We start from the raw sequence: 23,244 nt of genomic DNA on the forward strand, positions 1-23,244 counted from the left end.
TTAGATCATTTCCTCGCCGCCCTTGCCGCCGAGAACGATCTCTCCGGCTTCGGCCATACGGCGGGCGATGGTGAGGATTTCCTTCTGCGCGGTTTCCACGTCGCTGACGCGCACCGGGCCCTTGGCTTCCAGGTCGTCGCGCAACAGTTCGGCCGCACGCTTGGACATGTTCTTGAAGATCTTCTCCTTGACACCTTCGTCCGACCCCTTGAGGGCCAGCACCAACACATCGGAGGACACCTCGCGCAGCAGTGCCTGGATTCCGCGGTCGTCGACATCGGCCAGGTTGTTGAAGACGAACATGAGGTCTTCGATCTGACCGGACAAGTCTTCGTCGACTTCGCGAATCGAATCCATGAGCTGGCCTTCGATCGAGCTGTCGAGGAAGTTCATGATGTCCGCCGCACGCTTGATGCCACCCAGGGTGGTGCGCGAGGCATTCGAGTTGCCGGAGAACTGTTTTTCGAGAATCTGGTTGAGTTCTTTCAGGGCCGCTGGCTGTACGGTGTTCAGCGAAGAGACTCGCAGGATGATGTCCAGCCGTACCTTGTGGTCGAAGTTGCCGAGCACTTCACCAGCCTGGTCCGGATCGAGATACGCCACCACGATCGCCTGGATCTGCGGGTGCTCATAACGGATCACGTCGGCGACGGCGCGCGGCTCCATCCACTTCAGGCTGTCGAGGCCGCTGGTGTTGCCACCGAGCAGGATGCGGTCGATCAGGCCGTTGGCCTTGTCTTCGCCCAGGGCCTGAGTAAGCATTTTGCGCACATAGTCGTCGGAGCCGACGCCCAGGCTGGTCTGGTCGCCGACAATATCGACGAACTCGCTCATCACCTGCTCGACCTGCTCGCGGTGCACATTACCCATCTGGGCCATGGCCACGCCTACGCGCTGAACCTCTTTGGGCCCCATGTGACGCAGCACCTGGGCCGCGTCGGTGGAGCCAAGGGACAGCAACAGGATCGCGGCCTTGTCGACCTTGGACAGTTTGGCGGCAACGGCTCGGTTATCACTCATCTGCGTTAATCCACTCTTTCACGACCTGGGCCACACGACCCGGATCTTCTGCCACCAGACTCTTGATTGCGTTCAACTGTGCGTCATAGCCTTCGCTCGGACTCGGCAGCAGAATGCTTTGCGGGCCGCCAAGGCTGACGCGATCGTTGGCCAGTTCGCCGTCCAGGCCGCCCATGCCACCCAACTCGACGTCGCCACCCAAGCCAACAAGCTGCTTGCCCTTGCCGCCGCCAGTGATGTTGTTGAGCACCGGACGCAGCACACCGAACACCAGCACCAGGATGAACAGCACACCCAGCACTTGCTTGACGATGTCCCAGAACCACGGCTGGGAGTAGAACGGAATATCGGCAATCACTTCACCGCGCTCGGCGGAGAACGGCATGTTGATCACGCTGACACTGTCACCACGGCTGGCATCGAAGCCGACCGCATCCTGAACCAGGCGAGTGAAGCGCGCCAATTCATCGGCGCTCCATGGCGCACGGGTGGCTTCCCCGTTGGCCGGATTGATCTTGACCTGATCATCGACCACCACCGACACCGACAGGCGATTCAATCGACCCTGCTGTTGCTTGGTATGGCTGATGGAACGGTCGAGCTCGAAGTTCCTGGTCGATTGCTGACGCTTGTCCGCGGGGTACGGTGCGAGCATCGGCTGACCGGTGGCCGGGTCCATGATTTGCTGGCCGTTGGCGTCGATCAGCGGCTGGCCTGGCTGCACCATGCCGGCCGACGCGGTCGCACCACCGGTGGTTTGTGGCGCGGAGGCCGGCGACGGCGGCTGGTTGCTCAAGGCACCCGGCACGCCTTGCGGACCATTGCTGGCGGTACGTTGTTCGTTGACCGACTGCTCGCTGCGCAACGCCGGTTGATCCGGGTTGAATTGCTCGGAAGTCGACTCGACCGCACTGAAGTCCACATCCGCGGACACTTCGGCTTTATAGCGATCGTTGCCCAGCACTGGCTGCAGGATGTTGTGTACGCGCTGGGTGAGCATGCTTTCCATGCGACGGCTGTAGTCGAATTGCTTGCCGGCCATGGTCAGTTCGGAGTTTTCCGCCTGATCCGACAGCAGGTTGCCCTTCTGGTCGACCACGGTGATCTGCGACTTGCTGAGTTCGGGAACGCTGGTTGCCACCAGATTGATGATGGCAACGACCTGGCCTGGCTCCAGGGAGCGGCCGGAATAGAGTTCAACCAGAACCGAAGCGCTTGGCTTGCGCTCGTCGCGCACGAACACCGAGCTTTTCGGGATCGCCAGGTGCACACGGGCACCCTTGACGTTGTTCAGACTGGAAATGGTGCGGGCCAGTTCGCCTTCGAGGCCGCGACGATAGCGGGTCGCTTCCATGAACTGGCTGGTGCCCAGCCCCTGTTCCTTGTCGAGGATCTCAAAACCGATGTTGCCGTCGCTGGGAGTGACACCAGCGGCCGCGAGCTTGAGCCGCGCACGGGACAGGTCATCGGCCTTGACCAGCAAGGCACCGGAATTGGGTTCGACGGTGTACGGAATATCGGCGGAGGCCAGGGTATCCATGACCTGCTTGGCGTCCATGCCGGCAAGGCTGCCGTACAGAGGCCGGTAGTCCGGCTGCTGGGACCACAACACCACGGCAAAGCCAATCGCCACGCTCGCCGCCAGGCCGACCAACAGGCCCACCTGACGCAACATGGTCATCTCGGAGAGGTTTTCCAGGAAAGACAATCCGAACAGCGGCGGCTTGCCGTCTATCGGAGTGGTCTTGGCCGGAACGTTATCGGCGACTGCTTCTGCCATGACTCAATCTCGTCCTTTAAACCGGCATCTGCATGATGTCTTGGTAGGCCTGAACCAACTTGTTGCGCACCTGGGTCAATGCCTGGAATGACACACTGGCCTTCTGCGAGGAAATCATCACGTCTGTGAGGTCGACGCCGCTTTTGCCGATTTCGAAGGCACTGGCCAACTGAGTGGAAGCCTGTTGGGTGTCGTTCACTTTATTGACGGCCTGGCCGAGCATGTCGGAAAAACTGCTGCCCGCCACTTCAGGGACGGCCGTCGATTTCGGCGCAGACATGGCATCCATTTGCATGGCCCGCATATCCAGCATCAACCGATTGAATTCAATACCTTGGCTCATGGTTTCTCTCTTTGACGACCCGCAATTTTTTGACACTCACTCGGCGGGTAGTGAGGTGTTAGCAACAAGGGTGCCAGCTCCATAGCCTTGTTTCACAAAAGGCCTTCTCATCGCCGCTCCTACAGGCCCAGGTATTGGAACCAGGGATCAGGTGGCAAACAGATAAGCTTCCACATCCATGCCGGCATCGCGCATCTGCGCCAGTTTGTAACGCAGGGTTCGCGGGCTGATACCCAGGCGCTCAGCCGCCTCTTTGCGACGACCGCGCTCGGCGCGCAAGGTATCGATGATCACCTGGAATTCACGGCGACGCAGGTCATCGCCCAGCGCCCCGGCCGACTCAGCCTCGACTTCCACTGGACGCATCGGCACCTGCGCCAACGCAGGCAAAGGAGCGCAAGCCACCGGCCCGGCCAGGCAGAAATCCTGCGGCTGGATCAAACCGCCCTGCTGCAAAATCAGCGCACGCTGAATCGCGTTGTCCAGTTCACGCACGTTACCCGGCCACGGATAACCGATCAGGCACGCCTGAGCCTCGGGCGACAACCTGGCAGGCGAATGCTTCATTTTATTGACGTGCCTGGCCAGCAGACGCTCGGCCAGTGGCAGGATGTCGGCGGTACGTTCGCGCAAGGGGCGCCAGGCAAGAGGAAACACCGACAGGCGATAATAAAGATCCTCGCGGAAGCGCCCTGCCGCCACTTCACCCGCCAGGTCACGATTGGTGGTCGCGACCACACGAATATCCAGTGTGATTGGTTTGCGCGCCCCAACCCTTTCAACTTCGCGCTCTTGTAGCACGCGCAGCAATTTGGCCTGGAGCCCCAGGGGCATTTCGGAAATTTCATCGAGCAGAATGGTGCCACCGTCGGCCTGCTCGAACTTGCCGGCTTGCGCGGCAATGGCGCCGGTGAAGGAGCCCTTCTCGTGACCGAACAAGGTCGCTTCGAGCATATTGTCCGGGATCGCTGCGCAGTTGATCGCAATGAACGGCTGATGGGCGCGACGAGAATGCTGATGGATGTAGCGCGCCAGCACTTCCTTGCCCGTGCCCGACTCACCCGAGATCAGCACCGTGGAGTCGCTACGTGCGACCCGCGCTGCCAACTCGAGCAACTGCGCACTCGCCGGTTCGAACGCTACCGGCCCCTCGCCTTCGGTCAGGCCGAGACCGCCCAGGGCATGACGCCCCACCAGATCGAGCAGCGCCCTGGGCTCGAATGGCTTGACCAGGTAGTCCGCCGCTCCTTGGCGCATCGCATCGACCGCACGCTCGACCGAGCCGTGAGCCGTCATCAGCAGCACCGGCAACTGCGGCTGCCGCACTCGCAGCATGCCGAGCAACTGGTGGCCGTCCATGCCCGGCATATTGACGTCGCTGACCACCAGGCTGAAGACCTCGCTGCCGGCAGCAGCCAGCGCATCTTCGGCCGAACCCACTGCCTTGTAATCGTGCCCCGCGAGCAAAAGCGTATCAGCCAGTGCCTCGCGCAACGCGCGGTCATCCTCGACCAATAAAACCTTGATACCCATGTGCGTCACTTCGCTCCTTGGGCGCTGCTGAACAACGGCAGGATCACCTGCGCGCAGGTGCCGCGACCGAGCCGAGAGCGCAACTGCAACTCTCCCTGATGAGCACGCGCCACTGCCTTGACCACAGTCAGCCCAAGACCTGTGCCGGTGGCCTTGGTGGTGAAGAAGGGTTCACCCAATCGCGCCAGAACGGCGGCATCGATACCAGAGCCACTGTCACTGACGCACAGGTGCAGGTTGTTGCCGCGGGTGTAGAGGTGAATCTTGAGGCGCAATTGACCGGCACTGGCCTGAATGGCGTTCTCGATCAGGTTGAGGATCGCTCCGACCAGCGTGTCGCGATTGCACAGCAACTCCCCCAAGTGACTGTCGCACTGCCAGCGGATCGGCAGATCCTGCACGTGGGTCAGCGCGGCCGCCTGCAACGACTGCATCAGTTGAGCAGGTGTCACGCGGTCGGTCAGCGGCAACTCGCCCCGGGCGAACACCAGCATGTCGCGCACCTGGTGTTCCAGCTCGTGCAGGCGCTCCTTGAGGCGCCCGGCAAAACGCTGCTGGGTAGCGACCGGCAGCTGTTGCTCGGTCAGATGGCTGGCGTACAGCAGCGCGGCGGACAACGGCGTGCGTATCTGATGCGCCAACGAAGCGACCATGCGCCCCAGCGACGACAGACGCTCATGACGGGCTAGTTGATCCTGCAGATGGCGGGTTTCGGTCAGGTCATTGAGCAACACCAGCTGGCCGGGCTCGGCGTCCAGCGAGCGCGTGGCGATCGACAGGCGCCGACCATCCTTGAGGGAGACTTCATGACCATCGTCTTCGCGTGGCGCAAAACAACGAGCAATGACGTGGCGCCACAATTCACCTTCCAGCGGCAACCCCAGCAACTCGCACGCAGCCGGATTGGCTTCACGCACGATGCCCTGTGCGTCAATGACGATGACACCACCGGGTAACAGATCAAGGAGGTTTTGCAGGCGGTTGGCCAGGCGTTCTTTTTCCGCCAGCTCCTGCATGCGCTGAGCACTGACCACCGCCAGTTCACCCTTGAGCTCGGTTACCCGGGCTTCAAGCATGCTGTAGGAATCGGTCAGCTGACTGGACATCTGATTGAACAGCGCGAATGCCTGCTCAAGACCCAGCCGACTCACCTGCTCTACGGACGACGGTTGTCCCGAAGCATCAGGGACAGGAGACTTCTGGGCGGCTTGGGGCATTGTGCTCTCTCGCTTGGCTGACCGTCAGTGAAACGGAACGTTGCGAGGGACATAGCAATACCCGTGCCTAAAAAAAACTTCTTGTAAATGAATGGGTTGAAAAACAGGCGTCAATCATCCGCCTGTTCGTCTCCATCACGACGGCTCATGCCGTACTTGCGCATCTTTTCCACCAGCGTGGTACGACGAATACGAAGCCGCTCGGCCGCGCGCGCCACAATGCCATTGGCATCATCCAGTGCCTGCTGAATCAGCCCCTGCTCCAGACCACCGAGGTAGTCCTTCAGGTCCAGCCCCTCGGGAGGCAACATGGCATTGGCCGTGAAGTCCGGTGTATGACCATTGATGGCCACGCGCTCTTCCAGATCGCTGCGCAGGCTGTCGACCATCTGCTCGTCTTCATCGTCGACGTAGCGGAATTTCTTCGGCAACTCGGCCACGCCAATCACGCCGTATGGATGCATGATCGCCATGCGCTCCACCAGGTTGGCCAGTTCGCGGACGTTGCCCGGCCAGCCATGCCGGCACAGCGACATGATCGCTGCCGAGTTGAAACGGATCGAACCGCGCTTCTCGTGCTCCATGCGCGAGATCAGCTCGTTCATCAGCAGCGGAATATCTTCGACGCGCTCACGCAGCGGCGCCATCTCGATCGGGAACACATTCAGGCGGTAGTACAGGTCTTCGCGGAAGGTGCCGATCTCGATCATGCTTTCGAGATTCTTGTGGGTCGCCGCAATGATGCGCACGTCGACGCTCTGGGTCTTGTTGCTACCCACGCGTTCGAAGGTGCGCTCCTGCAACACGCGCAGCAGCTTGACCTGCATCGGCAGCGGCATGTCGCCGATTTCATCGAGGAACAGGGTGCCGCCATTGGCCAGTTCGAATCGACCGGCGCGGCTGGTGATCGCCCCGGTGAAGGCGCCCTTCTCGTGACCGAACAACTCGCTTTCCAGCAACTCGGCCGGGATCGCCCCGCAGTTGACCGGCACGAACGGCGCTTCGCGGCGCTTGGAATGGTAATGCAGGTTGCGTGCAACCACTTCCTTGCCGGTGCCGGACTCACCGAGAATCAGCACGCTGGCATCGGTATCGGCGACTTGCTGCATCATCTGACGGACGTGTTGAATCGCCCGGCTGGTGCCGACAAGACTGCGGAAAAGATTGGGTTCGCGATGACGACCGCGCTCGCGGGCCTGGTCGTACATCTCGCGATAGACCTGGGCACGGTGCAGCGAATCGAGCAATTTGCTGTAGCTGGGCGGCATTTCGAGGATCGAAAGCACTCGACGACGCTGGTCTTCCGGCAGGTCAATGGAAGAATTATCGCCCATTAACAAAACCGGAAGGAACTCATCCCAGGTCGAGAGTGTCTTAAGCAAGCCCAGAAGTGCACCAGGAGCATTGACCGTCCCGATGAGGACACAGATTACTTCACGACTTGACGGCAATGAGCCGACAGCCTGCTGCCAGTCATGGCTACCGCAGGGTAAATTTTCTTCGCCGAGAAAATTCAAGATCACCGCCAGGTCGCGGCGGCGGACGCTATCGTCATCGATCAGCAGAATTTTGGTTTCACGCCACATGCAATAGCAACTTCCCTAGTCAACTCAATGCCCAAAATGCTGGGGCAAGCTAGACGCTTGCAGACACGCTGTGCCTGAAGACGACTGAAATCTGGAACCAGCCACTAGTTAAGTCAAAAAACCGTGCACAGTCAAATTTATGGCGCACATGTCTGGATTAACTTGGGGTTAATTAACCAAACAGATGGTAAACCTTTGCCGCGTTCCGCGCTTGCTGGATCTGAGACATTTCATCGACTATCGCCTGCCTCTCCCCCATCGCTACCTCAAGCAGTTGCTTGTAGACATACAGCAACTCCTCAAGATTGCTGCGCAGAACTTCTTCGTCCAGCGAAGCCTCGCTCAAGACGTCTTCCATGCACGAACGGCAATCCAGGTCCAATTGACCGATAGCCTCCCAGTCGCGCTCGGCCAAAGCACCGACCAGCGCTTCACGAGTTTGTTCTATTCGCTGCAATACAAGACTCATGGCGACCTCCCTAGAACTGCGGACCTGGCTCAGCAATGCCGTCCCAGCCTTCTTTCACCGTGCGAAGCAACCCCGCGACCTCATCGAGAATCTTCGGGTCGCCGCTGATGTTCGCCTCGGCCAGGCGCTTCATCATATAGAGGTAAAGACTGTCGAGTTCGCCCACGGCATCGGCGCAATTTTCAAGATCCAGGCCTTCACGCAAGCCGCCGATGATGCCAATCGCCTTGCCGATCGACACACACTTGCCGGGAATGTCCTTGCGTTCCAGGGCGCCTTTGGCCTGAGCGATACGGTCCAGGCCACCTTCCATGAGCATTTGCACCAAACGGTGCGGACTCGCTTCGGAGGTCTGGGCGTGCGCGCCCACTTTCTGATACTGCCGAAGGGCTAACATTGGATTCATGTTCTACCTCATTACCACAATGACTCGTATGACCAGTGTATCGTCCGCGTACCAGGAAACTTTAGAGCAAAAGACAAAAACCCGGCACACGCGAAAATGCGTAGCCGGGTTTTTGTCGTCAGCTCAGGACTAGCTGTTGGACTTCTGGGCGTTCAAGGACGTGAAGAACGAGGTGATGCTAGTCGCCGTCGCTTTCATTTGCCCGACCAGAAGATCCATTGCGTTGTATTTGGCGGTCAACGTCTTGGTCATGTTCGCGACACGCAAGTCCAATGCCGACTGCTGATTCGAAAGATTCTTGCTCACGCTCTGCAAGTTGCTATTGCGCTGATCGAGCAAGCCACCGGTCTGCACATAAGGCTTGATTGCAGTACCCATACGCGCCAGAAGGCCGTTGGTCGCATTGGTTCCGCTGAACAACTGCTGAACCTGGCCACTCATACCACCGGTGGACATCGTCTTGTTGAACGCCGTCGTGTCGAACGCCAGGTTGCCGGTTTTCTCGTTTGTCATCACGCCGATCTGCGATAGCACCGCCAAAGGACCACCCGCACCGGGATCCGTCAGCACACTGCGGATATCGGAAATCAGTGAGCGCGGCATCGAGTCACCGGTAAACGCCGCCTGAACCGTCAGCTTGCCATCGGCACCCGCTGTCGCCTTGGTCAGGGAGTTGATGGTGTTCATCAGGGTGTTGTAGGAATCGACGAACGACTGGATCGATGTTTGCAAACCGGCGGTATTGGTCGCCACGGTCACGGTCGCAGCAGCCGGTGGTGTACCCGTGCTCGCGGACGCCAGGTTCAGGGTCAGGCCACTGACTGCGCCGGTAACCGTATTGCTCTTGCTGGTTACTGCCAGACCATCGATGGTCAGCGATGCATCCACCGCAACTCCGTTGACAGCACCGGAACTTGCAGCCGAAGGGTTGGCGCCCATCGGTTGGGTACCGTCGATTGCAAGGCCGGCGATACCGCTGACCACAAGGTCGGAACCCGCGCCGGTCTTGCTGGAACTGATCACCAGTCGCGACGCACCGCTGCTGTCAGTCACGATGTTGGCAGAAATACCGTTACTCGCCTGCGCAGAGTTGATGGCATCCCGAGTGCTCTGCAAGGTCGCATTGGCTGGAATCGTGACATCGTAATCAGTGCCATTCTGACTGATTTTCAGAGTACCACTCGGAATGGCACTGGCGGCACCGCCGGCAAAAGAAGCACTGGCTACTTTCGAGCTGGTGGCCAGGTTATTCACAACAACGCTGTAGGTACCGGCAACTGCGGTGTTGTCGGAAGTTACACCCAGAATCGACGGAGTACCCGAAGTGGCGGTAAAGCCCGCAAACGCAGGATTGGTCTTGCTACCGAGATTGGTCAGCGCCGTCTGAAAGGCTGTCAGTGCGCTTTTCAAGGAACCGACACCGGAAATCTTCAGCGTGTTGGTTTTGGTCTGGGTATCGATCTGCGTCTGCTTCGCCGATTTGTCGGCGTTGACCAGAGCAGTGACGATATCCCCGATATTCAGGCCAGAGCCTAAGCCCGAACCCGGTAAAATTGGACTTGCCATTTAGCGTCTCCCTTCAGGTTGCTGCCACTCTTTTGGCCAATACCTGCGCCCAAGAACGTACAGACACTATTCATGCCAGCTATCAAACTTTAGCGTCGAACAATACGTGGCTCGCATTGCTCAGGCTTTCTGCCAGCTTGAGGGCCTCTGCGGAAGGGATCTGTCGCACGACTTCGCCCGTTTCGCTTGCAATCACCTTGACGACGACCTTTCCGGATTGCTCGTCTATCGAGAATTCCAGATTGCGCTTGATCGACTGCACAAACTTTTCGATCTGCTGCACCGCCTGCTTCAGGTGAGTGTCATCCGCCTCCAGCTTCTTGTCCGCCACTGGCGTCACGCTGGCGGCTTCAGGCTTTTCCGGTGCTTTATCCGAGACAGCGTTCGCTGGCTGGGGAGCCGGATAAGACACGCCAAGCTTCACGCTCATCTCCATGTCCATCACCTCTTAACGTAAAAAGCGAGAGAGCGTGACAAGCACACTCCCCCGCTCAAACTCATTCCGAAATTACTGAAGCAGCTTCAGTACAGCGGAAGGCAGTTGGTTGGCCTGGGCCAGAACCGAGGTAGAAGCCTGTTGCAGGGTTTGCTGCTTGGTCAGGTTCGCGGTTTCTGCGGCGAAGTCGGTGTCTTGTACACGGCCTTGTGCAGCAGTGGTGTTTTCCACGATGTTCTGCAGGTTGGAGATGGTGCTGGTCAGACGGTTTTGCGAAGCACCCAGGTTTGCGCGGGTGGCGTTGATCGATGCCAGTGCAGCGTCGATCGCGGTGATCGCGTTGTCGATGTTGGCAGACAGGGTAGCGGAAGTCGCACCGGTCAGAACAACAGTACCGCTGCCTACGGACAGGGAAACGGCGTCGAACTTGGAGCTCAGCACCAGGTCGATGCGGTTGGCCGAACCAGTGTTGGCGCCGACTTGCAGCTGCATGGTGCCAGCCGAACCGTCCAGCAGGTTTTTGCCGTTCAGGTTGGTGGAAGCGGAGATACGAGTGATTTCGTCAGACATCTGAGCGAATTCGGAGTTGGTAGCGGTCTGGTCAGCAGTGCTGTTGGTACCGTTACGTGCTTTAACAGCCAGTTCACGCATACGCTGCAGAATGTCGGTCGAAGCTTGCAGAGCGCCTTCAGCGGTCTGGGCAACGGAGATACCGTCGTTGGCGTTCTGCACTGCCTGGTTACCACCACGGATCTGTGCAGCCATGCGAGTTGCGATCTGCAGGCCAGCAGCGTCGTCTTTAGCGCTGTTGATTTTCAGGCCGGAAGACAGGCGAGCCATCGAAGTCGACAGAGCGTCGGTAGCACGGTTCAGGTTCTTCTGAACGTTCAACGACGTGGTGTTGGTGTTTACTGTTAAAGACATGACGAATTCCTCGTTGGTTGGGTACTGCGGCTTCCGGCCCTGGCAACCGCCGGGTATGGCCTAGAGAACCTTCGTAATAGTTATCGTCGGGTTGGCAGGTTGCTTGAGGGCTTTTTTGAAAAAAAATGCCATCACCCTGCCACCCCCGAGAAAACAAGGGCTTAGTGCCCCTCAACCGCGAAAAAATGACGCCATAAAATTGTCCACCCCACAAACACCCGCGCCAAAGCTGTTGCTGTCCCTCAGGCCGGCATGTTTTCGAGCAATTCGATCAACTCATATTCCATGAAGTCGGCAAGCCCCAGCCAATCCTGGCGCTCCTGGCAGGCCAGCATTTGTCTGAGCATCAAGGCCCAGGCCTGCTGAACATCCCGGGGCGCCAGTGCAAACAGCCGCTGCGTCTCATCGAACAGATCGACCATGTTCAAAGCCGCCTCGACATCACGCCCCAGGCGAAACAGTCCTGCGCACTGCCGGTACTCATCGATGCCCTTCACTTGAGGCTTCATTGCACGAAATCCTGATTGAACTGCGTACCGGCAATCATTGCCCCTGCCCGACTGCTGTTGAAGAACTGCACCTCGGGATGCCTGGCGATGTAACGCTCGAGCTCGCACAGGTAACTGCGGAAATTCAATTGCGTCTTGACCTTCTGTCCATGACCATCGTGCACCCAGTGCCGGGCCTGGTTCACTGGCGGACCCAGGTCACCATCATTCCAACCGGTATGGGTCCTGTTCATCGGGAAGGAAAAATCCGCACCGAAAAGCGTGATGCGCTGCGCGCCCATCTTCACTGCCAGATCGACGGCCGGGTGGATCACGCTACCACTGACGTAGAGCTGCGCACGCGGGTGTTGCTCACGTAGCGTGGCGTAGATCGGGCTGGCGGAATAACCGCCATACCGTTTGCCTTTCCAGGCCTTCAGCATGTGCGGATCGCTCAAAGGCAAGTACACCAGCGGAATGCCTTCGGAGTCCTCGCCCGGCAAGTGCAGCGCACTGATGCGCTGATCGATGCTCACGACCAGGTCAGGTTTGATTCCATGCTCGCGAAGGGGCCTGTAGGCGGTATCCACACTGATGAACAGGGGACGCGGCGTTTGCTTGCGCACGGCCGCCAGGCGCTCGAAGTTCCCTTCAAGGCTGGGCCCTGTGCCGATCACATAGATTTCACGTTCAGAACAACTGTCGAACAACTGTGCCACATCATCGTCGGCAAGCAGCACTTCAAGGGTGTCCTGCAAGCGTTGCCGAATGACGGGAGACTGCGGGTCGAATTCTCGGTTGTTGAAACTCAGGTGCACTTCGCTGACCAGGCGATCACGAATCTTCGCGCTGAAGTCATCCGCCAGCAGCATTTCCGCCGGCAACGCAAAAAACGGGGTGCAGATGTCCGACAGATCGCCGGCATACAGCAGTTGCACGCGCGGATCGCTCAGCCACTGGCGTTGATCGATCAGTTGCAACACCAGTGCGAAAAGCGCGCCGTTGAGAATATGGACATAGAGCTTCTCAAGCCCCGCGCGCTGCAGCAAGACCGAAGGCAAATCGCCGAAACCGGTGCCGTAAACGTGCAGCAGTGGCTTGTCTGGCGCCAGGCTGGCGGCCTGCAAACGGGCCTCACCCAGGCGATCATGGCGGCTGGTGAGCTGGATGCCACCCACACACAACGTCGAGTCCCGCCCTTCGATCAGCTCGACCTCGATGGCCAGGCGATCTTCCGTTTCCAATCGCGCATACAGCGACGGCCAGCGCCGCTGGATAACCTGAGCATTGTCTTCAAAGCATTCGCTCATGCTACCTCGCATTCCTTACAAGCAAAAAAGCGCTCAAGGTTAACCCTTGAACGCTTTTTTGTACCGGCCTTTTTTATTAAAAGACTTTCACTCAAGGACGATAGATGATCGCCGAACCCCATGACAGCCCCACTCCGAAACCGCTGAGCGCAACGCGCTTCCATTCGGAATCGAGAATATGCTTTTCCAGCAGCAATGGAATGCTCGACGACACCGTGTTACCGGTCTCGACCATGTCCTTGATGAACTTCTGCGGGCATTCTTCGAAGCGCCGCGCGACCGCATCGACAATCGCCGCGCTGCCCTGGTGAATGCAGAACGCGTCGATGTCGTCAGCGCTCAGTTGCGACTCGCCCAGCAACTCATGCAAATGTGCCGGCACCTTGAGCAGTGCGAAGTTGAAGACCTGGCGGCCGTTCATGAAGAACACGCCGTCGCTGACTTTCAAATGTGGAGCGCCGGAACCGTCGGTGCCGAACTTGGCCTTGCCCAGTGCCCAGGTCGGATTTTCACCCATCCAGGTCGCAGTGGCGGCATCGCCGAACAGCATGGTGGTGTTACGGTCTTCCGGGTCGACGATCTTCGAATACGGGTCGGCAGTGATCAGCAGGCCGTTCTTCAGACCAGCGGCCTCCATGAAGCCCTTGATCGCATAGATGCCGTAGACGTAACCGGAACAGCCCAGGGAAATATCGAACGCGGCGACATTGATTGGCAGGCCGAGCTTGTCCTGCACGATGGCTGCGGTATGCGGCAGGCCTTCTTCGTCACCGTTCTGGGTGACGACAATCAACGCATCGATGGATTCACGTTTCAGATCAGGGTTGCTGGCAAACAGCGCATTGGCCGCTTCAACGCACAGATCGGAGGTTTCCTGATCAACGCCTTTGCGCGGCAGGAAAGCCGAACCGATCTTGCCCAGGATGAATTCTTCATCCTTCTCGAATTTTGCACCTTGTGCGTAATTGTCCACGCCGGCTACAGGAACGTAGCTCGCAATGTTTTTTATGCCAATCATTACGGCTTCCCAATAATAAACAGCCCAATACCACCACTCGCAAGGAATCGAGGGGCGCCGACAAACCTGGATTACCGTCACCCCAGAGCGACGGCAGGGAAGCGTCAAGGGCTATCACTGAACCCGATAAAGGGTCAGGCGCCATCTTCCCGGTCAATACAATACAGTGAAGATGCCCGTTATGACTCGCAGGTCACGCATTTTGCCGAATCAGCGCCGCTCGGGGTTATTCGACCAACGACCAGTCCAGCGGTGTTCCACGCTTGATGGCCTGACGGGCACGGCGTCCCAGGAGGCTTTGCGCATGCTTGGGCGCGAGCCCGAGTCCCGGACGGATGGTTCTCAGATTTGTCCCATCGAAGGGCTCACCGGCCACCATATCCTCGGTGACATACAGCGACCGACGGTACACCAGGGATTGCCGCTCGGCCTCGGTGACGCCGTAATGCACTTGCCCCATGGCTTGCCAGGCGCGTTCGGTTTCAATCACCAGGCTGGCCAGTTCCGAGGGCTCCAGCGAGAAACTGGCGTCGACACCACCGGCCGCACGCTCGAGGGTGAAATGCTTTTCCACCACCGTGGCACCCAGTGCCACCGCCGCCACGGACACACCGACGCCCATGGAGTGATCGGACAGTCCCACCTGACAATCAAACAACTCGCGCAGATGAGGAATCGTCCTCAGGTTGCTGTTCACCGGTGAAGCCGGATAGGTGCTGGTGCATTTGAGCAGCACCAGATCCTTGCACCCGGCCTCGCGGGCGGCGCGCACGGTTTCATCGAGTTCGGCGATGCTGGCCATGCCGGTGGAAATGATCAGCGGCTTGCCTGTCGCGGCTACCCGGCGTATCAGCGGCAGGTCGGTATTTTCGAAACTGGCGATCTTGTAGGCCGGCACGTCGAGGCTTTCGAGGAAATCCACGGCGCTCTCGTCGAAGGGCGTGGAGAATGCCAGCAGGCCCAGTTCCCTGGCGCGAGCGAAAATCGGCGCGTGCCATTCCCAGGGTGTGTGGGCCTTTTCATACAAGGCGTACAGCGAAGTACCGGCCCACAGGCTGTTGGGGTCCTTGATGAAGAACTCGCCTTCGGCCAGGTCCAGGGTCATGGTGTCCGCGGTATAGGTCTGCAGTTTCAGCGCATGGGCGCCGGCCCTGGCCGCGGCCTCGACGATTTGCAGCGCCATGTCCAGGGACTGGTTATGGTTGCCGCTCATCTCGGCAATGATGAATGGCGGCGCATCGGCACCGATCAGGCGCTCGCCGATCTTGAAGCTAGTCATCTGCGTGATCCTTCAATACGCGCGTAAACGCGCAGGCATTCTGGGTAAAACCGGCTTCGCGAAAGACGTTCAGCGACGGCTGGTTAGCGGGCAGCACCTGGGCAGTGAGCGACTCCAGTTCTGGCCAGCGGGCCTTCACGAAGGCTTCTCCACGGGTCAGCAGCGCCCTGCCCCACCCCAGGCCGAACCGGCCTTCGAACAGATAAATCGACACTTCGGCGCTAAAGCCACGCCGGTCATAACGCAGCACACCGACCGGACCGTCATCAGCCTCGGCAATCAACAACAGCCGCAGGGGATTGCTCAGGCTCGCGGTCAGCCAGTTCTGATGGGCAGGCCATTCGATCACGCCGGTCTCCAGCGACCAGCGGCGCACCGCCTCGGTGTTGCGCCCGTCGAACAACAGCTGCGCATCCTCCAGGGTCGCCGGGCGCATCTTCAGCACCGCACCGGCCAGCACAGCGGCCACCCGCTGCGCCCCCCGGCCATCGACTAGCTGTCGCGACCGCTGTGCCAGGCTCTGGCGCAAACCCTGGTTACCCGCGACAAAGCCGATGGCCAGGCGCAGTTGCTCGACACTGACGTGCTCACGGGCGCCCATGAACACATGGGCGCCCGCCGCCGCCATGACCTCGCCATTGGCTTGCTGGTTGTTCGACACGGCAATGCAAATCGTCGGCAACCCCATGGCCGCCCGCTCCCAACTGGTGCCGCCACCCGCCCCGACAAACAGGTCGGCCTCGGTCATCAATCGATAAAAGTCGCTGACAAAACTGTGCAGGCGCCAGTGCGGCCGACTCGCCGCCAGCGCCTGCATCTGCGCCCAGGCCGGATTACCCGCACCGGCGACAAAATCGACTTCCAGTTCAACAAAATCCGCCAGCGCCAGCATTGCATGGTGGGTCTGCATGGCAGCGTCGAACCCGCCGAAATTCACCAGCACACGCCGGGCCCGGGGCTTGATTTCGATGGCCGGGCAACGGAACTCGTCGCGCAACATGGCAAACCGGGGGCCGAACAATGTCCTGCAGCCTGGCGCCAGCAACGACGCATAAGCCTCTGGCGTACCCGAGAGATTCTGGTTCAGCAGCAAATCGGCGCTATAGGTCCGCGTGGCGAGGTCATCCACCACGGCGATCCGTGGCGCCCAGCGTCGCGCAGCCGTCTGCCAGTGATGATCGAGGCCGTAGTGGTCGACAATGATCCAGTCAAACGCCGGCTGGTGCTCCAGCAATGGCTCGAGCGCGGCGATGTCTGCCTGCCATGGCAGCATGGATTCGATGGCTTGCTGCGGGTCTTCATCACTGTAGCGCTCGGGCAGTTCGAAGGTTTCGAAACCTTCGGCCCGCAGTGCCTCCAGTCGATGCCCCGGTAACAGGCGACAGGCGAACGCCACATGACTGCCCTGCCGGCGCAATACGCGAGCCAGGCACAGGCAGCGCGCAATGTGGCCGCTGCCGATGGTTGGCGAAGCGTCAGAGCGAATCAGTACTCTCATTGCAGCTCACCTCCGGCTTTCAGCGCAGCATACAGGTACTCCGCGCGTTTCCAGTCCTCCGGTGTGTCGATGTCCTGCACCAGATGACGCGGCAGGATGACCGGCAGGCTGTACGGTGAATACAGCACCTCGCCACGCAGCCAGGCATCGCTGTGGCCCCAGTAGAACTGCCCGGCGTCCTGATAGGCGATCGACAGATCCTGTGAGCGGGTATCACGATACTGCGGATACAGCGCCGTCAATGCCCCCTGATCATCAAGGGTCAGGGCTCGCTGAACCGGGAAACCGAAGTCGCATACCGAGAATGCGAACGACTTGTCGGGATGTTGCTCCAGCAGGCTCAGCCCCTGGACAAGAAATCGCGACTGCAGTAACGGCGCGGTCGCGTAAATGCAGCAGGCGCGACTGAACTCGTCGCCTTGTTCGCGCATGGCTTGCAGGGCATGGGCAATCACCGCTGCGGTACCCGTGAAGTCGTCGGCCAGTGCCGCCGGGCGCATGAAGGGTACCTGAGCGCCACAGTCCCGCGCCAGCCCGGCGATTTCCTCGTCGTCGGTACTGACCACCACCCGGGAAAATAACCCGGACTCCAGGGCGACCTGAATCGAGCGGGCAATCATCGGCACACCGGCGAACGGCTTGAGGTTCTTGCGGGGTATGCGTTTGCTGCCACCCCGGGCCGGGATGATGGCGACGTTGTTCAACGGCGTTTTTCCAGGACAAACCAGGTGATGTCATCCACCGGGAATTGCGGATCGCGGTGGTAGCCAAAACCGTAATCGAGCAGTTGCAGGTCGTCATAGCGATCAAGCATTTCACCGGCGAAGTCGCGTTTGAACAACTTGCCGCTGTTGCCGCGATACGGGACCTCGACCGGCGCCGGGTTGTAGTACTCGGCGATCAGTATGTAGCGCTGACTCAGCTCATACAGTTGCGCGTAAGCGGCCGGCAGCAACTCCGGCGCCAGGTGAATCAGCACGCCTTTGCTCAGGGTCAGGTCGAAGGTGCGTTCGCGAGGAAAATCGAACAGCGAACCCTGCCAGATGTGTGCAATACCCAGCGCCTGGGCAGCGGCACAGGCACTGGCATTGATTTCCACGCCGAACAACTCGCAACGGGGCAACAGTTGACGCAGTGCCTGCAGATTGTTGCCGGCATTGGTGCCCAGTTCCACCAGGCTGTCGATGCGCCCGACCCGCGTCAGTGCCTTGGCAAACAACGCCAGGTTCGCGGCCACCAGCGGCTGCCCGACATTGCGATCAACGTACCGGTTGCCGAATTCACCCTGCCAGAAAGTTTCCTGCTCGGTCAGTTCACGCATCACACATTTCCCACCCGCCGCAATGGCTGGATTATTTCGATCAACTGCCGCATCTGCTCGACCACATAGTCCTGTTCCTCATCACTGAGCAACGGGTACAACGGCAGGCTGATGGCTTCTGCGTAGTAACGTTCGGCCTGCGGAAAATCACCTTCGGCGAACCCGAGTTCACGATAGTAAGGCTGCAAATGCACGGGAATGTAATGCAGGTTCACCCCGATCCCGGCGGCCCGCAACCCCTCGAACACCTCACGATGAGTGAGACTGATCTGATCGAGTTGCAGCCGCACCACATACAGATGCCATGACGACTCGGCCTCAGGCTGCGCACTGGGCAAGGTCAGCGGCAGATACGCCAGCAAGCGCTCATAACGCGCCGCCAGTTCACGCCGACGCTCGATGAACTCATCCAGTTTGTTCAACTGCGACAAACCAAGGGCCGCTTGCAGGTCGGTGATGCGGTAATTGAAACCCAGCTCCACCTGCTCGTAGTACCAGGGGCCGTGGCTGAGTCCGGTCATTTGCTGCGGATCCCGAGTCATGCCGTGGCTGCGCAAGCGCTGCAAACGCTCGGCGAGTTCCGGGCTGTTGGTCATCACCATGCCACCCTCGGCACTGGTGATGATCTTCACCGGATGAAAACTGAACACGGTCATCGCGGCAAACTCGCCGCAACCCACCGGGCGCCCGGCATAGGACGCGCCAGCGGCATGGGCCGCGTCTTCGATCACGGTAATGCCGTATCGCCTGGCCAGCGCGGCAATCCTGCGCATGTCGCAGCTCTGCCCCGAGAACGCCACGGCCACAAGCACTTTCGGCAGCCTGCCTTCACGTTCGGCCCGTTCCAGCTTGACGGCCAGCGCACCAGCGTCGAGGTTCCAGGTCAGCGGGTCGATATCGACAAAATCCACCTCGGCACCGCAATAGCGGCCGCAGTTTGCCGAGGCGAGAAAGGTGTTCGGCGTCGTCCACAGCCAATCTCCCGGGCCGAGCCCCGCCGCCAGACAAGCGATATGCAAGGCCGCCGTGGCATTGCACACCGCCACGGCAAAACCGGCCTCGCAGCGTTCGGCCATCGCTCGTTCAAAACGCTCGATGGTCGGCCCCTGGGTCAGCCAGTCAGACTGCAATACACCGACCACGGCGTCGATGTCCGCCTGATCAAGGCTTTGCCGAGCGTATGGAATCATGCTGGTAACCAGGCATGGGCAAGCTTGTCCGGCAAGCGACGGACGAAATGACGCCCGAACGAACCGGTGCTGCCTGAGATGAAAATCGATTTTCCGTTGAACATGCCTTGAATCCTTATACCTGTTCGCCAGGCCTACCCGAGCAACTGCGCCCAGTTCACCGAAGCGCTTTCGCCCAGGGCAAAGCCTTTGCCGTTCAAGGCCAGATTGGCGTTATACGCCTGATCCTGCGCAAAGGCCGCCGCCCACTTGTCACGCAGCGCATCGAGGGCCTGCGGCACCTGTGGCACTTCACCCGAATGAATGACCTGTACCAGCGGCGTCCACACGGTGAGGTAACCGGCCTGACCGGCCCTGAGGCACAGATCGACATCGCTCAAGCCATCGGCGAAGGTTACGCTGTCCAGACCGTTCAGGTCGTCGAACAACGCTTTACGCACCATCAGGCACACCTTCGACACCGCCGAGTAGTTCTGCTCCAGTGCCAACCGGTGCAGGTAACCTTTGGCGTCGTGTTTTTCACCGACAAAGGCTGAGCCCACACCACCGTTCATACCGATAATCAGGCCGGCCTGGGTGACCTTGCCGTCGCGGTCGATCAACTTGGGACCGACCACGCCGACTTCCGGTCGCTGGGCGTGATTGAGCAGCGACTCAAGCCAGTTCGGGTTGATCACTTCACTGTCGGCGGCCAACAGCACCAGATACTCGCCCTGCGCCTGCTGGCTGGCCGCGTTGTACAACGCCGCGTCGCCCAGGATCTGGTCGGCACGCAGCACGCTGACTTTCGGATGCTGGTAGGTGCCCAGCCAATCGTTGACCTCGGCCGACTGATTCGGGTTGAGTGCGATCAGCACTTCGTACTGGATGTAGCGGGTACGCAGCATCACGGCTTGCAGGCACTGTTGCAGGGCCGAAAGATTGTCCCCGGCCGGCACGATGATCGACACCAGCGGACGTTCGGTGTGGCGGTAATCGACCTGGTAGGTGCCCGGTACTGCCGACGTGATCCTGGCCTTGTAGCCACGGTTGCCCAGGTGGCGCAGCAACGCCAGGCGCTCATCGGCGTTTTCTTCCAGTACCGGCGCCCGGGCAATCACCAGCGGCTCATCCAGGTGGGCCAGCCCGTTGAGGCCGCCCTGCTCGATGATGCGCAGCAGCAAGTCGAATTCCAGGGCCTTGCTGAAGTCAGGCTGGTAGCCGCCGACTTCAATGAACACTTCCCGACGGATCAGCCAGTGACGCGCCATCAGCGCCGGCAGGCTTTGCAGCAAATCAAGGTTGAAGCCCGGACGGAACACGTCCACCAGTGCGCCTTCCGAGGTGCGCTGGATTTCGTCGGTGGCGACGGCGCGACACTCTGCGGCAGACAGCAGTTCCAGGCTGGCGCGCAACAGTCCACCGGCGGTGAATTCGTCGCCGGCTTCAGCCAGCAGCAACCAATCGGCAGTCGACTGACGAGCACTCTGGTTCAGTTTGTCGACGTAGTTGCTTGGCGTGACCCGGACAAAGTGCAGGGTGTTCTGCGCCGTGGTCGCCGCCGGTGCTTCACCGGTGGTGAAGACCACAATCCTGAACGCCTTGCTGTGACCTTCGAGCAGGCTGTCGAGGCTGACTTGCAGCTTGTCGATATCGTTATCCAGGTCCAGCAGGAAGATCCCGAATTGCGGCCCCCCGTCGTTGGCCGCCAAGTGCCGGGTGATCGACTCAGCCTCATGTGCATCGGGCTGACGCGGTGCAAGCCACTTGAGCAAACGACCGGACAGCATCTTGTCGAATGTCGCGCCATTGCCCTCGATCGACACTGCCTCAAGACGTGCAGCCCATTCGTGCAGGGTCTGCGCCTCTTCGTCTTCGCCCAGCAACGCCAACTGTGCCGCCAGACGCTTGACCACCACGCGGTTGAAGACGTTGCTGTCGTGGGCTTGCCACAAACGATCGACCACACTTTCCGGCGTGTCATTGTTACGCGCCAGCATCAGGCTCTGCTGACGGGTCCAGACACCTTCCAGGCCTTGCAACTGAACGCGACCGGCCGGCATCGCGTGCAACAGGAACTCGAACTGGGTCAGCTGATCGAAAAACGCCTGGTTATAGAACGGCATTTCGACGTATTGCTTGGGGCCGAAACGGCGCACAGGGCCTTGCTCGACGCTCGTCCAGGCGGACTCGATAATCAGCTCGGTGGTCAGTGCCCGACCGGTGCGCAAGCTGTCGGCCAAGGCTTCAAAGCTTTGCAGCGCGAACTGCTTGCCTTGCTCCGGGTCCTCGCCTTGAACTTGAGTCGGCAGCCCGAAAAGGAAAGCGGCAAAGTCCTCGCGCTCGGCGACCGACTTGGCATCGGTATGAGCCAGCGTGTGGAAGATCTCGGTGTTGTGCTCCGAATACCCGTAGTTCATCTCACGCACGACATACGGGATCGGCAGAATCCGCGCCTTGCCCCGCGCCAGCATGTAATACGTGTGACCGATTTCCTGCCATTGGAAAGACGTATCGTGAGGCATCGCCTGAAACCAGTCACGTACCAGGTCGGTGCGCTGTACGGCATAGAAAGGCGGGATGTACTGGTGCATGTAATCGAGCACACGCTCCTCGGCGTGCTCGGAGCAATAATCTTCGCAGACCTTCTTGTCTCGCCGGAAGTAGCTGACGCTGTTGGCTTGCGACAGATACATCATGCTGTAACCGTGGCACAGGCCGTAATCGGGATTGTCCTGCATGAATGCCACGGCTGCGCGCAGGGCGTCGTGCACATGGAAGTCATCGTCGGCGGCGAACACCATGAACGGTGTAGTCACTTGTTCCACGCCATGAGCCAGCTTGGCACGAACCCCCCAGTAGCCAAACTGCGGGACATGCTGGTAATCCACATTTTCAAACTGCCCGACCAGGCCTGGCTGACCTTCAGTCGAAGAATCCAGCACCAGAATCCTGCAAGGCAAGCCGCTGTAGAAACGTGCCGCCCGGCGCAAAAATGCCGGCCGCTCGTGAGACATCAGCACCACGGTCAACTGTTCGTTGAGTGCCAACCCGTGTTCAGAATTATTCTTGCCCTGCATACATTTCCCCACAACGGCGAATCGCCGAAAAAACCAACGATGTCTTGTCGATTACCGCACGCGACGCAGATAGCCGTCCGGCGCGACGGTGATCAGCAGCTTGCTGTGAATGGCCTGGTCGATTTCAAAATCACGGTTTTCCTCCAGGTAAGCCCATACCGCGGTCTTCGGGTTGTCGCCCTTGCCCCACGGGCGGTCCGGGAAGGCGTCCTCCGGCATGTCTTCAACCACGGTATCCATCACCACGCAGTAGCTGCCCACCGAGGCCATCGGAGCATAGGCCCGCAGCTCTTCCAGAACGTGCTCGTGGGTGTGGTTGGAGTCCAGGACCACCAGCACTTTCTTGCCTTCGACGCGCTGGCGAACCTGATCGACGATCGCAGGGTCAATGCTCGACCCCTGAATCATCCGGATCCGCTTGCTCATCGGGTGCGCTTCGATTGCCTCACGGTTGTGCTGGCGGATATCGATGTCGACGCCCAGCACTTCGCCGTGGCCGATCAGTTCCAGCATCGAGGCGTAAAACACCAGCGAACCGCCGTGGGCGATACCGGTCTCGACGATGATGTCCGGCCGCAGCGCCCAGATGATCTCCTGCATGGCGACCATGTCCTGGGGGAACTGAATGATCGGGCGGCCCATCCAGCTGAAGTTGTAGGTGTACTTGTGCCTGGCGGTCGTGCCAACCCAGTCCAGCGACGTGGCTTGCAACGCTTTGTCCTGTTGCAGGCCTTCGATGTTCTCTTTTACTTCTTCACGAAACTGCTCATGAGGATTCATTACAGACTCTCCGGAAATTAG

21 protein-coding genes are annotated in these 23,244 nt (G+C 59.7%); all 21 read right to left on the bottom strand.

The window, feature by feature from the left end; all coding sequences use genetic code 11:
- Positions 1–1,020: a flagellar motor switch protein FliG gene (gene fliG, locus CAF65_RS15315; RefSeq protein WP_007983391.1), complete on the bottom strand. Its 1,020-nt coding sequence runs from the start codon at positions 1,018–1,020 to the stop codon at positions 1–3.
- Positions 1,013–2,800: a flagellar basal-body MS-ring/collar protein FliF gene (fliF, locus tag CAF65_RS15320; RefSeq protein WP_085717009.1), complete on the bottom strand. Its 1,788-nt coding sequence runs from the start codon at positions 2,798–2,800 to the stop codon at positions 1,013–1,015. Before fliF ends, fliG begins: the two co-directional genes overlap by 8 nt.
- 16 nt (positions 2,801–2,816) lie before the next feature.
- Positions 2,817–3,143: a flagellar hook-basal body complex protein FliE gene (fliE, locus tag CAF65_RS15325; protein WP_008021337.1), complete on the bottom strand. Its 327-nt coding sequence runs from the start codon at positions 3,141–3,143 to the stop codon at positions 2,817–2,819.
- Positions 3,144–3,290: 147 nt separating this feature from the next.
- Positions 3,291–4,676: a sigma-54 dependent transcriptional regulator gene (locus tag CAF65_RS15330; protein WP_085717010.1), complete on the bottom strand. Its 1,386-nt coding sequence runs from the start codon at positions 4,674–4,676 to the stop codon at positions 3,291–3,293.
- Positions 4,677–4,681: 5 nt separating this feature from the next.
- Positions 4,682–5,893: a PAS domain-containing sensor histidine kinase gene (locus tag CAF65_RS15335; RefSeq protein WP_085717011.1), complete on the bottom strand. Its 1,212-nt coding sequence runs from the start codon at positions 5,891–5,893 to the stop codon at positions 4,682–4,684.
- A gap of 110 nt (positions 5,894–6,003) precedes the next feature.
- Positions 6,004–7,479 carry a sigma-54 dependent transcriptional regulator gene (locus CAF65_RS15340; RefSeq protein WP_085717012.1) on the bottom strand — a complete coding sequence of 492 codons (1,476 nt, stop codon included), beginning with the start codon at positions 7,477–7,479 and terminating at the stop codon, positions 6,004–6,006.
- Between the two features lie 172 nt (positions 7,480–7,651).
- Positions 7,652–7,948 (bottom strand): hypothetical protein, encoded by a 297-nt coding sequence (locus CAF65_RS15345; protein ID WP_015096255.1) that lies wholly within the window; start codon positions 7,946–7,948, stop codon positions 7,652–7,654.
- Between the two features lie 10 nt (positions 7,949–7,958).
- Complete coding sequence (gene fliS / locus CAF65_RS15350) at positions 7,959–8,354, bottom strand: flagellar export chaperone FliS (protein ID WP_085717013.1); 396 nt, start codon at positions 8,352–8,354, stop codon at positions 7,959–7,961.
- 129 nt (positions 8,355–8,483) lie between these two features.
- A complete protein-coding gene (fliD, locus tag CAF65_RS15355; RefSeq protein WP_085717014.1) occupies positions 8,484–9,920 on the bottom strand; it encodes a flagellar filament capping protein FliD in 1,437 nt (478 codons plus the stop codon).
- An 82-nt stretch (positions 9,921–10,002) separates the two neighbouring features.
- A complete protein-coding gene (locus CAF65_RS15360; protein ID WP_085717015.1) occupies positions 10,003–10,356 on the bottom strand; it encodes a flagellar protein FlaG in 354 nt (117 codons plus the stop codon).
- Between the two features lie 72 nt (positions 10,357–10,428).
- Positions 10,429–11,280 (bottom strand): flagellin domain-containing protein, encoded by an 852-nt coding sequence (locus CAF65_RS15365; RefSeq protein ID WP_057398351.1) that lies wholly within the window; start codon positions 11,278–11,280, stop codon positions 10,429–10,431.
- A gap of 242 nt (positions 11,281–11,522) precedes the next feature.
- Positions 11,523–11,789, bottom strand: coding sequence for a hypothetical protein (locus CAF65_RS15370; protein WP_085717016.1), 267 nt, complete (start codon positions 11,787–11,789; stop codon positions 11,523–11,525).
- Positions 11,786–13,078, bottom strand: coding sequence for a motility associated factor glycosyltransferase family protein (locus CAF65_RS15375; RefSeq protein ID WP_085717017.1), 1,293 nt, complete (start codon positions 13,076–13,078; stop codon positions 11,786–11,788). The genes CAF65_RS15370 and CAF65_RS15375 overlap by 4 nt, the downstream gene beginning before the upstream one ends.
- Positions 13,079–13,169: 91 nt before the next feature.
- Positions 13,170–14,096: a ketoacyl-ACP synthase III gene (locus CAF65_RS15380; RefSeq protein WP_085717018.1), complete on the bottom strand. Its 927-nt coding sequence runs from the start codon at positions 14,094–14,096 to the stop codon at positions 13,170–13,172.
- A 226-nt stretch (positions 14,097–14,322) separates the two neighbouring features.
- Positions 14,323–15,375: a pseudaminic acid synthase gene (gene pseI / locus CAF65_RS15385; RefSeq protein WP_085717019.1), complete on the bottom strand. Its 1,053-nt coding sequence runs from the start codon at positions 15,373–15,375 to the stop codon at positions 14,323–14,325.
- Entirely contained in the window at positions 15,368–16,873 is a 1,506-nt protein-coding gene (gene pseG, locus CAF65_RS15390) for a UDP-2,4-diacetamido-2,4,6-trideoxy-beta-L-altropyranose hydrolase (RefSeq protein ID WP_085717020.1), read from the bottom strand. The genes pseI and pseG overlap by 8 nt, the downstream gene beginning before the upstream one ends.
- A complete protein-coding gene (gene pseF / locus CAF65_RS15395) occupies positions 16,870–17,577 on the bottom strand; it encodes a pseudaminic acid cytidylyltransferase (protein ID WP_085717021.1) in 708 nt (235 codons plus the stop codon). The genes pseG and pseF overlap by 4 nt, the downstream gene beginning before the upstream one ends.
- Complete coding sequence (locus CAF65_RS15400; protein ID WP_085717022.1) at positions 17,574–18,194, bottom strand: pseudaminic acid biosynthesis-associated methylase; 621 nt, start codon at positions 18,192–18,194, stop codon at positions 17,574–17,576. The genes pseF and CAF65_RS15400 overlap by 4 nt, the downstream gene beginning before the upstream one ends.
- Positions 18,194–19,384: a UDP-4-amino-4,6-dideoxy-N-acetyl-beta-L-altrosamine transaminase gene (pseC, locus tag CAF65_RS15405; RefSeq protein ID WP_085717023.1), complete on the bottom strand. Its 1,191-nt coding sequence runs from the start codon at positions 19,382–19,384 to the stop codon at positions 18,194–18,196. The genes CAF65_RS15400 and pseC overlap by 1 nt, the downstream gene beginning before the upstream one ends.
- Before the next feature lie 134 nt (positions 19,385–19,518).
- The gene (locus CAF65_RS15410; RefSeq protein WP_085717024.1) at positions 19,519–22,443 is read right to left on the bottom strand and encodes a TIGR00180 family glycosyltransferase; all 2,925 of its coding nucleotides are present in this window, start codon (positions 22,441–22,443) and stop codon (positions 19,519–19,521) included.
- Positions 22,444–22,494: 51 nt separating this feature from the next.
- Complete coding sequence (locus CAF65_RS15415; RefSeq protein ID WP_085717025.1) at positions 22,495–23,223, bottom strand: cephalosporin hydroxylase family protein; 729 nt, start codon at positions 23,221–23,223, stop codon at positions 22,495–22,497.
- Between the last annotated feature and the right edge of the window lie 21 nt (positions 23,224–23,244).

Origin of the sequence: Pseudomonas sp. B28(2017) (assembly GCF_002113025.1) — a bacterium.
In the GTDB taxonomy this organism is placed as follows: domain Bacteria; phylum Pseudomonadota; class Gammaproteobacteria; order Pseudomonadales; family Pseudomonadaceae; genus Aquipseudomonas.

Bases quoted from the DNA above. Each gene is read 5' to 3' on its own strand.
- fliG (WP_007983391.1), bottom strand. From the start codon at position 1,020: ATGAGTGATAACCGAGCCGTTGCCGCCAAACTGTCCAAGGTCGACAAG.
- fliF (WP_085717009.1), bottom strand. From the start codon at position 2,800: ATGGCAGAAGCAGTCGCCGATAACGTTCCGGCCAAGACCACTCCGATA.
- fliE (WP_008021337.1), bottom strand. From the start codon at position 3,143: ATGAGCCAAGGTATTGAATTCAATCGGTTGATGCTGGATATGCGGGCC.
- CAF65_RS15330 (WP_085717010.1), bottom strand. From the start codon at position 4,676: ATGGGTATCAAGGTTTTATTGGTCGAGGATGACCGCGCGTTGCGCGAG.
- CAF65_RS15335 (WP_085717011.1), bottom strand. From the start codon at position 5,893: ATGCCCCAAGCCGCCCAGAAGTCTCCTGTCCCTGATGCTTCGGGACAA.
- CAF65_RS15340 (WP_085717012.1), bottom strand. From the start codon at position 7,479: ATGTGGCGTGAAACCAAAATTCTGCTGATCGATGACGATAGCGTCCGC.
- CAF65_RS15345 (WP_015096255.1), bottom strand. From the start codon at position 7,948: ATGAGTCTTGTATTGCAGCGAATAGAACAAACTCGTGAAGCGCTGGTC.
- fliS (WP_085717013.1), bottom strand. From the start codon at position 8,354: ATGAATCCAATGTTAGCCCTTCGGCAGTATCAGAAAGTGGGCGCGCAC.
- fliD (WP_085717014.1), bottom strand. From the start codon at position 9,920: ATGGCAAGTCCAATTTTACCGGGTTCGGGCTTAGGCTCTGGCCTGAAT.
- CAF65_RS15360 (WP_085717015.1), bottom strand. From the start codon at position 10,356: ATGGAGATGAGCGTGAAGCTTGGCGTGTCTTATCCGGCTCCCCAGCCA.
- CAF65_RS15365 (WP_057398351.1), bottom strand. From the start codon at position 11,280: ATGTCTTTAACAGTAAACACCAACACCACGTCGTTGAACGTTCAGAAG.
- CAF65_RS15370 (WP_085717016.1), bottom strand. From the start codon at position 11,789: ATGAAGCCTCAAGTGAAGGGCATCGATGAGTACCGGCAGTGCGCAGGA.
- CAF65_RS15375 (WP_085717017.1), bottom strand. From the start codon at position 13,078: ATGAGCGAATGCTTTGAAGACAATGCTCAGGTTATCCAGCGGCGCTGG.
- CAF65_RS15380 (WP_085717018.1), bottom strand. From the start codon at position 14,096: ATGATTGGCATAAAAAACATTGCGAGCTACGTTCCTGTAGCCGGCGTG.
- pseI (WP_085717019.1), bottom strand. From the start codon at position 15,375: ATGACTAGCTTCAAGATCGGCGAGCGCCTGATCGGTGCCGATGCGCCG.
- pseG (WP_085717020.1), bottom strand. From the start codon at position 16,873: ATGAGAGTACTGATTCGCTCTGACGCTTCGCCAACCATCGGCAGCGGC.
- CAF65_RS15400 (WP_085717022.1), bottom strand. From the start codon at position 18,194: ATGCGTGAACTGACCGAGCAGGAAACTTTCTGGCAGGGTGAATTCGGC.
- pseC (WP_085717023.1), bottom strand. From the start codon at position 19,384: ATGATTCCATACGCTCGGCAAAGCCTTGATCAGGCGGACATCGACGCC.
- CAF65_RS15410 (WP_085717024.1), bottom strand. From the start codon at position 22,443: ATGCAGGGCAAGAATAATTCTGAACACGGGTTGGCACTCAACGAACAG.
- CAF65_RS15415 (WP_085717025.1), bottom strand. From the start codon at position 23,223: ATGAATCCTCATGAGCAGTTTCGTGAAGAAGTAAAAGAGAACATCGAA.